General features: G+C 73.0%; 14 protein-coding genes. 7 read left to right on the top strand and 7 right to left on the bottom strand.

Annotated elements, in window-relative coordinates; genetic code table 11:
- Positions 1-4: 4 nt before the first annotated feature.
- The 5 genes from MUY22_RS44750 to MUY22_RS44770 are packed head-to-tail and all read right to left on the bottom strand — an operon-like array spanning position 5 to position 5,038.
- On the bottom strand, positions 5-1,459 hold the full coding sequence (locus MUY22_RS44750; RefSeq protein ID WP_247053893.1) for an aldehyde dehydrogenase (NADP(+)): 1,455 nt from the start codon (positions 1,457-1,459) through the stop codon (positions 5-7).
- 15 nt (positions 1,460-1,474) lie between these two features.
- Positions 1,475-2,605 carry a hypothetical protein gene (locus MUY22_RS44755; RefSeq protein WP_247053895.1) on the bottom strand — a complete coding sequence of 377 codons (1,131 nt, stop codon included), beginning with the start codon at positions 2,603-2,605 and terminating at the stop codon, positions 1,475-1,477.
- A 4-nt stretch (positions 2,606-2,609) separates the two neighbouring features.
- Positions 2,610-3,866, bottom strand: coding sequence for a glucarate dehydratase family protein (locus tag MUY22_RS44760; RefSeq protein ID WP_247053897.1), 1,257 nt, complete (start codon positions 3,864-3,866; stop codon positions 2,610-2,612).
- On the bottom strand, positions 3,866-4,801 hold the full coding sequence (locus tag MUY22_RS44765) for a 5-dehydro-4-deoxyglucarate dehydratase (RefSeq protein ID WP_247053899.1): 936 nt from the start codon (positions 4,799-4,801) through the stop codon (positions 3,866-3,868). Before MUY22_RS44765 ends, MUY22_RS44760 begins: the two co-directional genes overlap by 1 nt.
- A 51-nt stretch (positions 4,802-4,852) precedes the next feature.
- A complete protein-coding gene (locus tag MUY22_RS44770) occupies positions 4,853-5,038 on the bottom strand; it encodes a hypothetical protein (protein WP_247053902.1) in 186 nt (61 codons plus the stop codon).
- 101 nt (positions 5,039-5,139) lie between these two features.
- Here MUY22_RS44770 and MUY22_RS44775 point away from each other — a divergent pair, with 101 nt between their 5' ends.
- The 3 genes from MUY22_RS44775 to MUY22_RS44785 all read left to right on the top strand — a co-directional run bounded on the left by MUY22_RS44775 (position 5,140) and on the right by MUY22_RS44785 (position 7,632).
- Complete coding sequence (locus MUY22_RS44775; protein ID WP_247053904.1) at positions 5,140-5,949, top strand: IclR family transcriptional regulator; 810 nt, start codon at positions 5,140-5,142, stop codon at positions 5,947-5,949.
- Positions 5,950-5,975: 26 nt separating this feature from the next.
- Positions 5,976-6,782, top strand: coding sequence for an NAD(P)-dependent oxidoreductase (locus tag MUY22_RS44780; protein ID WP_247053905.1), 807 nt, complete (start codon positions 5,976-5,978; stop codon positions 6,780-6,782).
- A gap of 118 nt (positions 6,783-6,900) precedes the next feature.
- On the top strand, positions 6,901-7,632 hold the full coding sequence (locus tag MUY22_RS44785; protein WP_247053906.1) for a polysaccharide deacetylase family protein: 732 nt from the start codon (positions 6,901-6,903) through the stop codon (positions 7,630-7,632).
- On the opposite strand, the gene MUY22_RS44790 is transcribed toward MUY22_RS44785, so the two are convergent.
- The gene (locus MUY22_RS44790) at positions 7,574-8,563 is read right to left on the bottom strand and encodes a histidine kinase (protein ID WP_247053908.1); all 990 of its coding nucleotides are present in this window, start codon (positions 8,561-8,563) and stop codon (positions 7,574-7,576) included. The two genes, MUY22_RS44785 and MUY22_RS44790, sit on opposite strands and share 59 nt — an antisense overlap.
- Before the next feature lie 23 nt (positions 8,564-8,586).
- On the opposite strand from MUY22_RS44790, the gene MUY22_RS44795 reads away from it, so the two are divergent.
- Positions 8,587-9,171: a response regulator transcription factor gene (locus MUY22_RS44795; protein WP_247053910.1), complete on the top strand. Its 585-nt coding sequence runs from the start codon at positions 8,587-8,589 to the stop codon at positions 9,169-9,171.
- A 193-nt stretch (positions 9,172-9,364) separates the two neighbouring features.
- On the opposite strand, the gene MUY22_RS44800 is transcribed toward MUY22_RS44795, so the two are convergent.
- A complete protein-coding gene (locus tag MUY22_RS44800) occupies positions 9,365-9,982 on the bottom strand; it encodes a TetR/AcrR family transcriptional regulator (protein WP_247053912.1) in 618 nt (205 codons plus the stop codon).
- Positions 9,983-10,049: 67 nt separating this feature from the next.
- On the opposite strand from MUY22_RS44800, the gene MUY22_RS44805 reads away from it, so the two are divergent.
- From MUY22_RS44805 to MUY22_RS44815, 3 genes are read left to right on the top strand one after another with little or no spacing between them, the layout of a single operon-like run.
- A complete protein-coding gene (locus tag MUY22_RS44805; protein WP_247053914.1) occupies positions 10,050-10,676 on the top strand; it encodes an MSMEG_1061 family FMN-dependent PPOX-type flavoprotein in 627 nt (208 codons plus the stop codon).
- A gap of 3 nt (positions 10,677-10,679) precedes the next feature.
- A complete protein-coding gene (locus tag MUY22_RS44810) occupies positions 10,680-11,570 on the top strand; it encodes a PDR/VanB family oxidoreductase (RefSeq protein WP_247053916.1) in 891 nt (296 codons plus the stop codon).
- Positions 11,570-12,364: a siderophore-interacting protein gene (locus MUY22_RS44815; RefSeq protein WP_247053918.1), complete on the top strand. Its 795-nt coding sequence runs from the start codon at positions 11,570-11,572 to the stop codon at positions 12,362-12,364. The genes MUY22_RS44810 and MUY22_RS44815 overlap by 1 nt, the downstream gene beginning before the upstream one ends.
- The last annotated feature ends 8 nt before the right edge of the window (positions 12,365-12,372 follow it).

Raw genomic sequence — 12,372 nt, forward strand, 5'->3', positions numbered from 1 at the left:
GGGGTCAGCGGGTTCCGTCGGTGCGGCGGGGCAGCTGCCAGGGGTTGGCCTCCTGCAGGGGTTCGGGCAGTAGCGCGTCCGGGAAGCCCTGCCACGCGATCGGGCGCAGGAAACGCTCGATCGCGGCGGTGCCGACGGACGTCGTGGTCGGGGCGGTCGTGGCCGGGTACGGGCCGCCGTGCTGCTGGGCCCAGCTCACCGTGACGCCGGTGGGCCAGTCGTTCCACAGCAGCCGGCCGGCGATGCGGGCCAGGGCCGGCAGCACCGGCCGGATCCAGTCCGCGTCGGACTCCTCGCCGTGGATCGTGGCGGTCAGCCCCGGTTCGATGACGTCGAGCAGGCGCAGCAGCTCGGCCTGGTCGGCGTAGGTGACGATCAGCGACGCCGGCCCGAAGCACTCCTGGTGCACGGCCTCGCCGCCCTCGAGGAACTGCTTGCCGGTGGTCGCCAGCAGCGTCGGGGTGAACGCGGGCGCCTCGGACGGCGACGCCGACACGACGTCGACCCCCGGGACCTCACGCAGCTTCGCGAGCGTCGAGGCGTACCCGCTCGCGATGCGGTCGTTGAGCATCGGCTGGGGCGCCGCGCCTTCCAGCGCCGAGCGCAGCGTCTCGGTCAGGCCGTGCTCCTCCGGCAGGAACAGCAGGCCCGGCTTGGTGCAGAACTGGCCGGCGCCGAGGGTGAACGACCCGGCGTAGCCCTTCGCGACGGCCTCACCGCGGGCGGCGATCGCGCCCTCGGTGACGACGACCGGGTTCACGCTGCCCAGCTCGCCGTAGAACGGGATCGGCCGCGGCCGCGCGTTCGCGATGTCGAACAGCGCCCGCCCGCCCGGGATCGAGCCGGTGAACGACGCCGCCGCGATCCGCGGGTCCTTCAGCGCGGTGACACCCTCGTCCTGGCCGAAGATCACGGTGAACAGGCCCGCCGGGGCGCCCGCCTCGAGCAGCGCCTCGCGCACGATCAGGCCGGTCCGCGCGGACAGCTCCGGGTGGCCCGGGTGCGCCTTGAGGATCACCGGGCAGCCCGCGGCCAGCGCGGACGCGGTGTCGCCGCCGGCGACGCTGAACGCGAACGGGAAGTTGCTGGCCGCGAACACCAGCACCGGGCCGATCGCGGTCTTGACGCGCCGGATGTCCGGGCGCGGGCCCATCGGCCAGCCGGCGTCGGCGTGGTCGACGGTGGCGCCGAGGTACGCGCCGTCGGTGAGGGACTCGGCGAACAGCCGCAGCTGGAACGTCGTGCGCTTCAGCTCGCCGGCCAGCCGCGGGGTGGCGGGCAGGTGCGTCTCGGCGTGGGCCAGCGGGACCAGTTCGCCGGCCGCGGCGTCGAGCGCGTCGGCGGCCGCGGTCAGCCAGCGGCCGCGCTCGGCCGGGGTGGCCTCGGCGGCCGGACGGGCGGCTTCGGCGGCGGCCGCCAGGATCTTCTCGAGCGTGGCGGCGTCGGTGGCCTGGCTCATTTCGGGAACAGCTCCTCAGTTCTCGTGGGCGGCGGCGGTGGCGGTGCCCAGGTCGTGCCAGCGGCCCGGACCGGCCAGTCCGAGGTGGTACAGGTGCAGCTCGGCCGCGCCCGCCTTGGCGAGCTCGCCGACGTAGCCGGCGATGTCGGGCACGGGGGCGGCCGCCACGGCGGTGATGTAACTGCCGATCGCCACCCGCTCCGGCAGGGCCTCCCTGGCCGCGGCGACGGCGTCGGCCCCCGTCGCGGGCGCCCAGCCGAAGAGTACGACGGAATCGGCGTCCTCGATCGCGCCCGGCGTCAGGCCGGGCAGCGCGCCGGTGACCCAGGGGTCGAGCGCGCCGTGCAGCACGATCCGGGTGCCCGCCGGGAGCGTGGCCAGCACGGCGGCCCGCAGCGCGTCGGTGGCCGCCTGCCGGGTCCGCAGCAACGCCTGGGTCAGCGACGGCGGCAAGGCGTCGGCCGTCACGCCGAGGTCGCCGGTGGCGACGAGTCGCCGCACCTCCTCGACGAGCTGGGCCCGGACGGTGTCCGCGTCGATGGCCCACGAAGAAGCGCACGCGTCGCAGCAGCAGATCGACAGCAGCCGGGCCACCGCGGGCGCCCAGACGCCGTCGGTCTTCTCGTGCTGGTGCTGGTGCACCGCGCCGAGCGGGCCGCACGCCTCGAGGACCACCGAGGACAGCTCGAGCCCGGCGACGGCTTCCGCGGTCATCGCCGCGGCGTACTCGCGCACCGCGGGCTGCGACGGGCACAGCGCCCACGGGTAGACCTCGCCGAAGCAGTTGCGCACGGCGACGTCCGGGTGCGCGTACCCGAGCTGCGAGTTGTGCGTCAGCACGATCCACGCGGCGGCCGGGATCCCGGCTTCGTTGAGCAACCGGACGGCGTCGCCGCCACTGTCCTCGGAGGACACCCAGTCCGGAGTGGACGGACGCAGCGAGCCCCACGACGACGGGCGCACCGGGCGGTAGAACGCGGCGTGCCGCGCCACGACGGCCGTGCGCGACGCCGACCAGGGCGTCGCCGCGCGGGTGCTGTGGTACGACAGCGCCACGGCCACCTCGTCGACGCCGAGGCCGCGCGCGCGATCGAGGAAGCCGTCCTCCAGGACGTCCCACGGGTAGGCGTAGCCGGTCACCTTCACCGGGTCACCACCTCGCCGTGTTCGGCTCGAAACCCTCGACGTACTTGCGCATGTAGGTCACATCGTCCCGTTTGGTCTGTCCACATCGGACGTAGTTCTCGTGCAGCTTGGCCAGCGCGTCCTCGTCGAGCGTGACGCCCAGGCCCGGCGTCGTCGGCACCGCGACGGCGCCCTCGCGGAACGCCAGCACGCCCGGCTCGATGACGTCCTCGACCTTCCACGGCCAGTGCGTGTCGCAGGCGTAGGTCAGGTGCGGGGTGGCCGCGGCGACGTGCACCATCGCGGCCAGGCTGATCCCGAGGTGGCTGTTGGAGTGCATCGACAGGCCGACGCCGAAGCTCTCGCAGGTCACCGACAACGACTGGGTGGCGCGCAGGCCGCCCCAGAAGTGGTGGTCCGACAGGAGAACGCCGATGGCGCGGGCCCGGAAGCCGGGCTCGACGTCGCCGAAGTTCACCACGCACATGTTGGTGGCCAAGGGCATCGACGCTGCCGAAGCGACCCGCGCCATGCCCTCGATGCCCGGCGTCGGGTCTTCGAGGTACTCCAGGACGCCGTCCAGCTCGGCGGCGACCCGGATGCCGGTCTCCGGCGTCCACGCGGCGTTCGGGTCGATCCGCAGCGGGTGGCCGGGAAACGCCTCGGCCAGCGCGCGGATCCCGTCGACCTCCTGGGCGGGCTCGTAGACGCCGCCCTTGAGCTTGATCGAGCGGAAGCCGTACTCGTCGATCATCCGCTTCGCCGAGCCGACCAGGGTCTCGGGCGTGGTGATCTCGCCCCAGGTGTCCTCGCGGCCGTCGACGTGCTTGCCGTACTTGTAGAACAGGTACGCGGAGAACTCGACGGCGTCGCGCGCCTTGCCGCCGAGCAGGTCGCTCACCGGGCGGCCGAGCAGCTGCCCCTGCGCGTCCAGGCAGGCGACCTCGAACAGCGAGTACACACTCGCGACGGTCTTGCGGATGGAGAACCCGCCGATCAGCCCGTGCGCGTCGGTCAGCACGGTGCCCGACAGTGCCTGCGCGACGAGCCGCTGCAGGCCGGGCAGGTCGAAGACGTCGTGGCCGCGCAGCCGCGGCAGCACCTTGCGCACCTCGCCGAGGAACGCCTCGTCCCCGTAGGACTCGCCGAGCCCGACGATCCCGTCCTCGCACCTGACCTGGACGATGCCGCGCAGCGCGAACGGCTCGTGCACGCCCATGACGTTGAGCAGCGGCGGGTCGGCGAACGCGACCGGGGTCAGCACCACATCGAGGATCTTCATCAGCTCAGCGCCTTCAACGTCGTGAAGCCGTCCTCCACGACCTTCTGCAGCCGGTCGATCTGCTCGGGCGTCGGCTCGACCAGCGGCGGCCGGACCGAACCGACCTTGTCACCGCGCAGCCGGGCGGCGGCCTTGACCAGCGACACGGCGAAGCCGGGCGACTCGTCGCGCAGCGCCACCAGCGGCAGGTAGAACCCGGCCAGCAGGGTGTCCATCGTCGCGTTGTCGCCCTCGGCGAGCGCGCGGTGGAAGCGGTGGGCGATCTCCGGCGCGAAGCAGTGCACGGCCGAGGAGTAGCGGGCGACGCCGATCGCGGCGTACGCCTTGGCGGACATCTCCGCGGTCGGCAACCCGTTGAAGAACAGGAAGTCCCGCGCGCGATCGGTGTCGAGCGAGCGGATCGTGGTGACGATCCGGGTCATCACCTCGACGTCGCCGTAGCCGTCCTTGAGGCCCACGACCGAGGGGATGTCGAGCAGCGACGCCGCGGCCGGCGCGGTGAACACACCGGTGCCGCGGTGGTAGACGATCACCGGCACGGACGTGTCGCCGACGGCGTAGCGGACGAAGTCGACCAAGCCCGTCTGCGGCCCGGAAACCAGGTACGGCGGCAGCAGCAGGACGCCGTCCGCGCCGCCAGCCTCGGCCGCCGCGACGCCGGCCCGCGCCGCCGCGGCACCACCGCCGGCCCCCACCCAGACCGGCACGCGGCCGGCCGCCACCTCACGGGACCTGGCGAGCACCGCGGCGTGCTCGGCGGGCGAGAGCGAGCTGAACTCGCCGGTGCCGCACGCGACGAACAGCGCACCGGCGCCGGCCGCGATGTGGCTCTCCACGTTCTCCGCGAGCGCGTCGAGGTTGACCTCGAGGTCCTCGGTGAACGGGGTGAGGGGGAACGCCAGCAGGCCGTCCAGCGCGATCTCGGTCTGTGCCATCAGTTTCTGCTCTCTCGTCCTTTTGTCGGTTTCGGCCGGGTGCCGGCCGGGTCAGGTGGGCACGGTCGTGCCCGGCGCTGCTTCGTGGCACCGCACCGGGTTTCCCATGCCTCCGTTGTACTCGAGCGTCTTCGCCGGCACATGAACGAGCAAGTCGGTGGTACACGCGACGCCCGCGTGCGCGACGAGGCCGGTGACGATCGTCGGAACGGGCACCACAAGCATGTTCACATCCATGAATGGAGTCTGTTATAGTGACTATGTTCATCCATAAGAACGTTGTTCGGGACGCTAATATGGCCGGAGTCACAAGTCAACGGCCGAACGGAGGCGCGAAAATGCCGCAAAAGGTGGCCAACCCGGCGGCGACCGACGGTGCGCCCGCCGAGTCGTCCGGGGTGAAATCCGCGCGCCGGGCGGTCGATCTGATCGAAACCTTCGCGGCGAACGACGTCTGGCTCTCGCTCTCCGACCTGCACGCGCGCACGGGGTTCCCGCGCTCGTCGCTGCACGGCCTGCTGCGCACGCTGCTGGAAGCCGGCTGGCTGGAGGCGGACGCGAACACCGCCCGCTACCGGCTCGGCGTCCGCGCGCTGATCTGCGGCACGGCCTACCTCGACCGCGACGCCGTCGTCCCGTTCGCCACCGAGGCCCTGGAACGGATCCGGGAGAAGACCGGCTTCACCGCGCACTTCGCGCGCCGCAACGCCACCGAGGTCGTCTACCTGGAGACGCGGGAGTCGCAGCGCTCCACGCACCTCGTCTCGCGCGTCGGGCGCACGCTGCCCACGCACGCGACCGCGCTGGGCAAGGCCCTGCTGGCCGAGCTGACGCACGAAGAGATCGAGGCGCTGCTGCCGTCGACGCTGATCCCGCTGACCCCGAACACCATCACCTCGCTCGAAGCGCTGCACGCCGAGTGCGCCGCGACCCGCGAACGCGGGTACGCCGCCGAGATCGAGGAGGGCACGCTGGGCGTCCGGTGCGTCGCCGCGGTGATCCCCTACCGGATCCCGGGCACGGACGCGATCAGCTGCTCGATGCCCATCTCCCAGGTGACCGACGCCGACGCCCAGCGCGTCGGCGAGTTGCTGGCGGAGACCACCACCGAGCTCGGGCAGCAGCTGCGCCGGGCCGGAATCCGCTGACCGCCGCCCTTACGGAAGGAAGTCCATTGACGGACCAGCGTGTGCTCATCACCGGGTCGGCGGGTGTCGTCGGCACCCTGATGCGCCCCCGCCTGCGGCGCCCCGGCCGGGTGCTGCGCCTGCTCGACGTGGCCCCGCAGACGGCGTCGGACGCCGCCGAGGAGGTCGTGACGGCATCGGTCACCGACGCGGCGGCGATGGCCGCGGCGTGCGAGGGCGTCGACGCGCTGATCCACCTCGGTGGCCACAGCCGCGAGAACTCGTGGGCCGCCACCCTCGACGTCAACATCGACGGCACCCACACGGTGCTGGAGGCCGCGCGCGAAGCCGGGGTCAAGCGCGTGCTCCTGGCGTCGAGCAACCACGCCGTCGGCTTCCGGCGCAACGACGACGACCTGCCCGCGGACTCCTCTCCGCGCCCGGACACCTACTACGGCGTCAGCAAGGCCGTGATCGAGGCGCTCGGCAGCCTGTACCACTCGCGGTTCGGGATGGACGTCATCGTGATCCGCATCGGCTCGTGCTTCGAGACGCCGTTGCCGCTGGGCCCGCGCGGCCTCACGACGTGGCTCTCCCCCGACGACGGCGCGCGGCTGTTCGAGGCCTGCCTCGCCGCGCCGTCGCCGGGCTACCGGCTGATCTGGGGCGTCTCGGACAACACGCGCCGGATCTACTCGCTGGCCGAAGCCGAGGCGCTGGGCTACAAGTCCCTGGACGACGCCGAGGTCTACGCGGAGCAGCTGGCGTCCCGCCCCGCCCCCACGGGCGCGGCGGCCGAGTACGTCGGCGGCCCCTTCTGCACCGCCCCCCTGGGCGAGTTCAACCCGCTCTGAGCCGTTGTCCGTGAAGGCCTCCTTCCCGGCTCTTACGGCCGGTAAGGAGGCCTTCACGGCTTTGGTACTAGTACCTTCGCGGCTTCCGGGGCCGCACGGGTGACGCCAGGGTCGGCGCATGATCTTGAGATCCCGCCGCGCGCGGAAGTGGACGATCGTCGTGGCGAGCGTGCTGGTCGTGGTGCTAGGCGCCGGGTACGTGCTGCTGCGGGTCGCCGACTCGCGGACGTTCCAGTTCTTCGGCACCCTCGTGAACCGCGTCGACACCAGCGAGAAGATCGTCGCGCTGACCTTCGACGACGGGCCCGACCCGGCCGGCACCCACGCCGTCCTGGACACGCTCAAAAGCCGTCAGGTGCCCGCGACCTTCTTCCTCATCGGCCGCGAGATCGCCGCGCACCCGGACCTGGCCCACGACATCGCCGCGGCCGGGCACGAAATCGGCAACCACAGCTTCTCGCACGACCGGATGATCGGCGTGACGCCCGCGTGGGTCGCCGACGAGGTCGAGGCCACCGACGCGCTCATCCGCACCACCGGCTACACCGGCGAGATCCTGTTCCGCCCGCCCAACAGCAAGAAGCTCCTGGCGCTGCCGCACTACCTCGCGGCGCACGGCCGCACGACCGTCACCTGCGACGTCGAGCCGGACTCCGCGGGCACCCCGGACGCCGCGACCATCCGCGACACCACGCTCACCCAGGTGCGGCCCGGCTCGATCGTGCTGCTCCACGCGATGTACGCGTCCCGCGAGCCGACGCGCCAAGCGCTCGGGCCGATCCTCGACGGGCTCAAGCAGCGCGGCTTCCGGTTCGTGACCGTGTCGCAGCTGCTGGCAGCACGACGCTGACGACCCAGTCGCCCTCGTGCGGCCCGTGGCTCAGCTCACCGCCGGCCGCCGCGGCCTGTTCCGCGAGCCCGGCCAGGCCGTAACCGCCACCCGCGCGTGGTGGTCCCTTGAGCGCGTTGCGGGCGGTGATCGTGACGCGGTCGCCGGGCTCTACTCCGAGGCGCAGCCGGACGCCGGGACCGTTGTGGCGCAACGCGTTGACGGCCGTCTCCGCGACGAACCTCTCGGCCAGCTCGCGCACCGGACGCGGCAGCGCGGGCAGCACCGGGTCGCGGTCCAGGACCAGGCCGGCCGTGCGGAGCCGGGCCAGCACCTCGGCGAGGTCGGTGGGCCGGTCCTCGTCGTCGTGCAGGTCGTCGAGGGTGCGGCGGACGAGCGTCAGCGCGCCGCGTCCGGCGGACAGGAGCGTGTCGAGGCGCGCGCGGTCGGCGTCGGTCAGGTCGCCGACCGCGCGCAGGGTCTCGGCCTGCACGAGCATCACGGCCGTGGTCTGGGCGAGGGTGTCGTGCAGCCGGCGCGCGGCGCGTTCGGCCCGGTCGGCGAGCGCGCGACGGCGTTCGGCACCGAGCAGCCAGGCGACGGCGCAGATCGTCACGGCCAGCACCGTGCCGTCGACGGGGCCTTTCGCCGGGAACACGGCGACGCCGATCGCGAGCGCCGCCGACGCCGCGAGCCACCGCCGCGGCGTGCTGTAGAGCGCCAGCAGGACCGGGATGTACATGGTGTTGCGCGGCTGGTCGAGCAGCAGGTGCCCGACGGTGGCGAGGGTGACGACCACCAGCACGACGGCCGGCGCGCGCCGCGACCACAGCAGCGGCACCAGCTGCACCACGCTGAGCAGCGCGGCGAGCCAGCCCTGGTGCGGGCTCCAGGCGCCGCCGGCGAAGAAGACGGCGGCCGCCGCGGCCGTCGTGACGAGGGACTGGCGCATGGGCCCGACAGTAGAGTGCGCGCATGATCCGGGTGCAGGTCGTCGACGACCACGCGGTGGTGCGCGAAGGTCTCGCCCTGGTCCTGGGCGCCCGGCCCGACCTGGACGTCGTCGCGCAGTACGGCAGCGGTGACGAGTTGCTCGCCTCCGCCGTCGAGACCGACGTCGTCCTGCTGGACCTGTACCTGCCCGGCATGGACGGCCTGGCCGTGTTGCGGCGACTCCGGAAACGCTCCGCGCCGCCCCGGGTCCTGATGCTGACCACAGTGGGCCGCCCGCGGGAGATCCGCGAAGCCCTGGCCGCGGGCGCGGCCGGGTTCGTGCTGAAGGACTCCTCCGGCGAGGAGCTGGCGGCCGCCGTCCGGGCCGCGCACGACGGCGTGACGGCGCTGAGCCCGGCGGCCGCGGCGGCGCTGACCGCGGGCGGCACGCTGACCCCGCGCGAGCGGGACGTGCTGGAGCTGCTGGGCGAAGGACTGTCCAATCGCGACATCGCGGCCCGGCTGCGGCTGGCCGAGCGCACGGTGAAGGCGCACGTCGGCAACGTCCTGGCCAAGCTCGGCGTCACCAGCCGGACCCAGGCCGCCCTTACCGCCCGAAACAGCTAGGCGGTGCCGGGCCCGCCCCTGCGCGGGCCCGGCACCACTCCCCGTCCGCCCTCAGGCCCCCCGGCCTTGCTGAGGACGGGCACGCACTCCCCGCGTGCACCTGTGAAACTTCCGGCCACCGGCGAGCATTACGTCGGGCCGCGTGCCCTCCCCCGCGCGGAGGAGGACGAAAGTCTTGGACGCTGTTCAGGAGCTAGCCCCTGAGGTAGCGGGTGAGCATGCCGACCAGCTCGTTCTCCAGCCGGTCGATGTCCACCGGCTCCCGGGACGCGACGAGCTGGTGCACGACCAGCTCCAACGTCGTCACGACCAGCTTCGCGGCCGTCGCGGTGTCGACGACCCCGACTTCCGGGTGCCGGTCGAACAGGTCACGGGCGAAAGCGATCCGCGCCTTCTCGTACCGGCCCACCTTCTCCAGCAGCTCCTGCGAGCGGGGCGCCTGCTCCAGCAGCAGGCGCAGCAGCTGCGGGTCGTCGAGGTGGTGCTCGATCACCAGGTGCACCAGGGCGCGGACGATCTCGTCGAGCGAGCCGGTCAGCTCGTGGCGCTGCTGCCAGCCGGTCGACTCCTCCCCGGAGTCCAGGTGCCGGATCAGCAGCTCGGCCAGGATCGCGTCCTTGTTCGGGAAGTACTGGTAGAGCGAGCCGATGGAGATCCGGGCCCGCTCGGCGATGCGGTTGGTGGTGCCCGCGGCGTAGCCGTGCTCGGCGAAAACGTGAGCAGCCGCGGTGAGGATCCGCTCCCGGGTGAGCTCGGCGCGGACCTGGCGGGGCTGTTTACGTGGCTGGATGCGGCGCGGGTCCGACGGCACGGCTCCTCCTGTCGCGCTCCCCAAAAGCGAGTAGCGCCAGATCCGAATGATTGCTCATAATTGTGTCATGACCAGCACAAACACGCTGCGCCGAGTCTCCATGGCCGAGGTGCGGGCGCGGCTTGGCGAACCCGAGGCGATGATCGAGGCCAAGATCCTCGGCCACGTCGACCGGCACGTCCGCCGCTTCATCGCTCACTCCCCCTTCCTCACCCTCGCCACCGCCGACGCCGCGGGCCGCGCCGACTGCTCGCCCCGCGGCGACTACCCCGGCTTCGTGAAGGTCCTCGACGAGCGCACCCTCGCCATGCCCGACCGCGCCGGCAACAAGATCGCCGACTCCTTCCGCAACATCGCCGAGAACGACGGCGTCGGCCTGCTGTTCTTCGTCCCCGGCGTGCGGGAAACCGTGCGCGTCAACGGCCGCGCGTACGTCACCGACGACCCCGATGTGCTCGCCCGGATGCGGACCGAGGCGAAGGAGCCCGACCTGGCGATCGTCGTCGAGGTCGAGCAGGTGTTCTTCCACTGCGGCCGCGCGCTGATCCGCTCCCGCCTCTGGGACCCCGCGAGCCAGGCGCTGGCCGAAGAGCTGCCGTCGGCCGGTGAGATCGTGTCCGACCAGCTCGGCGTGGACGTCGACCCGGCGCAGTTCGAGGCCATGCTCGAAGCCGGCTACCGGAAGCTGTACTGACCCATGCAGAAGACCATCCTCGACCGCGTCGAGCGGCTCGCCGACGATGTCGTTTCCCTTGTCCTGCAAGGAGACGAAGGACCGCTGACGCCGTGGGAGCCGGGCGCGCACGTCGACCTCGCGCTGCCCAACTGGCTGACCCGGCAGTACTCGCTGTGCGGCGACCCGGGCGATCTCACGAGCTACCGGATCGCGGTCCGCCACGACCCGCTCAGCCGCGGCGGCTCGGAGTACGTCCACCGGTACCTGCGCCCCGGCCGGACGCTCGAAGTCTCGGTGCCGCGCAACCACTTCCCGCTGGAACCGGCGCCGGAGTACCTGTTCCTGGCCGGCGGGATCGGCATCACGCCGATGGTGCCGATGCTGCGGGCCGCCGTCGCGTCCGGCGCCGCGGCGACGCTGGTCTACGCGGGCCGGTCGCTCGCGACCATGCCCTTCGCTTCGGAACTCCTTGCCGAGTACGGCGACCGCGTGCGGCTGTTCCCCACGGCCGAACGCGGCCGGCCGGACTTCGCGGAACTCGACTCGCGTGCGGAGGTCTACTGCTGCGGCCCGGCGTCGATGCTCGCCGCGGCCGAGGCCGTGTTCCCGCGGGTGCACGCCGAACGCTTCCAGCCCACCCGCCGCGTGTTCGGGCCCGACACGGCGTTCGAGGTCGTCTGCGCTCGCTCCGGGCAGACGATCCAGGTGCCGCCGGACGAGTCCCTGCTCGACGCGCTGACCCACGCCGGGCGCCCGGTGCCGTCCGGCTGCCGCGAAGGCGTCTGCGGCAGCTGCGAGCTGGCGGTCGTCGACGGCGAACCCGAGCACCGCGACGACATCGGCGCGCCGCCCGGCCGGATGTACGCGTGCGTCTCCCGCGCGCTCTCGCCCCGGCTCGTGCTGGACGTCTGATGATCCCGAAGGTCCGCCGCGCGAAGACGCGGAAGATGATCACCCTCGAAGTCCTGGCGACCACGGCGCCGAGCCCGGCGTTCCGGACCGTCACCCTCGGCGGCCCGGAGCTGGCGGAGTTCGAGCCGGCGGGCGACGACCAGGCCGTCCGGCTGTTCTTCCCGCGCGCCGGGCAGGACGGGCTGCGGATGCCGACCCGGGACCACGAGGGCTGGATGGCCGAGGTCCTGCTGATGCCGAAGAGCCGCCGCCCGTGGGTCCGCAACTACACGATCCGGCGGTCCCGCCCCGGCGAGATCGACATCGAGTTCGCCCTGCACGACGGCGACGCCCCGGCCGCCGAGTGGGCCCGCCGCGCCCGCCCGGGCGACCCGGCCGGGGTCTTCGACCTCGGCGTCAGCTACCTGCCGCCCGCCGAGGTGGCCTGGCAGCTGCTCGCCGCGGACGAGAGCGCGCTGCCCGCCGTCCTCGCGATCCTCGAAGGCGCGCCCGCCGACCTGGTCGCGGAGGTGTTCCTGGAGGTGCCGGCGCAGTCGGACATCCGGGAGGTCGAGGCCCCGCCCGGCGTCCGGGTGCACTGGCTGCCCCGGCTCCGGCCCGGCCGCCCGGGCGCGCTCGCGCTGCAGGCGGTCCGGGACGCCGACCTGCCGGCCGGCCGCGCCTACGCCTGGGTCGCCGGGGAGGCCGCGCTCGCCACCGGGGTGCGCCGCCACCTGGTGCGCGACCGCGGCTGGCCGAAGTCCCACGTCGCGTTCCTCGGCTACTGGCGCCACGGCCGCGCCAGCCCAGGCTGACTCCGTTC

Source organism: Amycolatopsis sp. WQ 127309 (assembly GCF_023023025.1).
Lineage (GTDB): Bacteria > Actinomycetota > Actinomycetes > Mycobacteriales > Pseudonocardiaceae > Amycolatopsis.

Bases quoted from the DNA above. Each gene is read 5' to 3' on its own strand.
- MUY22_RS44765 (WP_247053899.1), bottom strand. From the start codon at position 4,801: ATGGCACAGACCGAGATCGCGCTGGACGGCCTGCTGGCGTTCCCCCTC.
- MUY22_RS44795 (WP_247053910.1), top strand. From the start codon at position 8,587: ATGATCCGGGTGCAGGTCGTCGACGACCACGCGGTGGTGCGCGAAGGT.
- MUY22_RS44770 (WP_247053902.1), bottom strand. From the start codon at position 5,038: ATGGATGTGAACATGCTTGTGGTGCCCGTTCCGACGATCGTCACCGGC.
- MUY22_RS44750 (WP_247053893.1), bottom strand. From the start codon at position 1,459: ATGAGCCAGGCCACCGACGCCGCCACGCTCGAGAAGATCCTGGCGGCC.
- MUY22_RS44785 (WP_247053906.1), top strand. From the start codon at position 6,901: ATGATCTTGAGATCCCGCCGCGCGCGGAAGTGGACGATCGTCGTGGCG.
- MUY22_RS44760 (WP_247053897.1), bottom strand. From the start codon at position 3,866: ATGAAGATCCTCGATGTGGTGCTGACCCCGGTCGCGTTCGCCGACCCG.
- MUY22_RS44810 (WP_247053916.1), top strand. From the start codon at position 10,680: ATGCAGAAGACCATCCTCGACCGCGTCGAGCGGCTCGCCGACGATGTC.
- MUY22_RS44790 (WP_247053908.1), bottom strand. From the start codon at position 8,563: ATGCGCCAGTCCCTCGTCACGACGGCCGCGGCGGCCGCCGTCTTCTTC.
- MUY22_RS44805 (WP_247053914.1), top strand. From the start codon at position 10,050: ATGACCAGCACAAACACGCTGCGCCGAGTCTCCATGGCCGAGGTGCGG.
- MUY22_RS44815 (WP_247053918.1), top strand. From the start codon at position 11,570: ATGATCCCGAAGGTCCGCCGCGCGAAGACGCGGAAGATGATCACCCTC.
- MUY22_RS44775 (WP_247053904.1), top strand. From the start codon at position 5,140: ATGCCGCAAAAGGTGGCCAACCCGGCGGCGACCGACGGTGCGCCCGCC.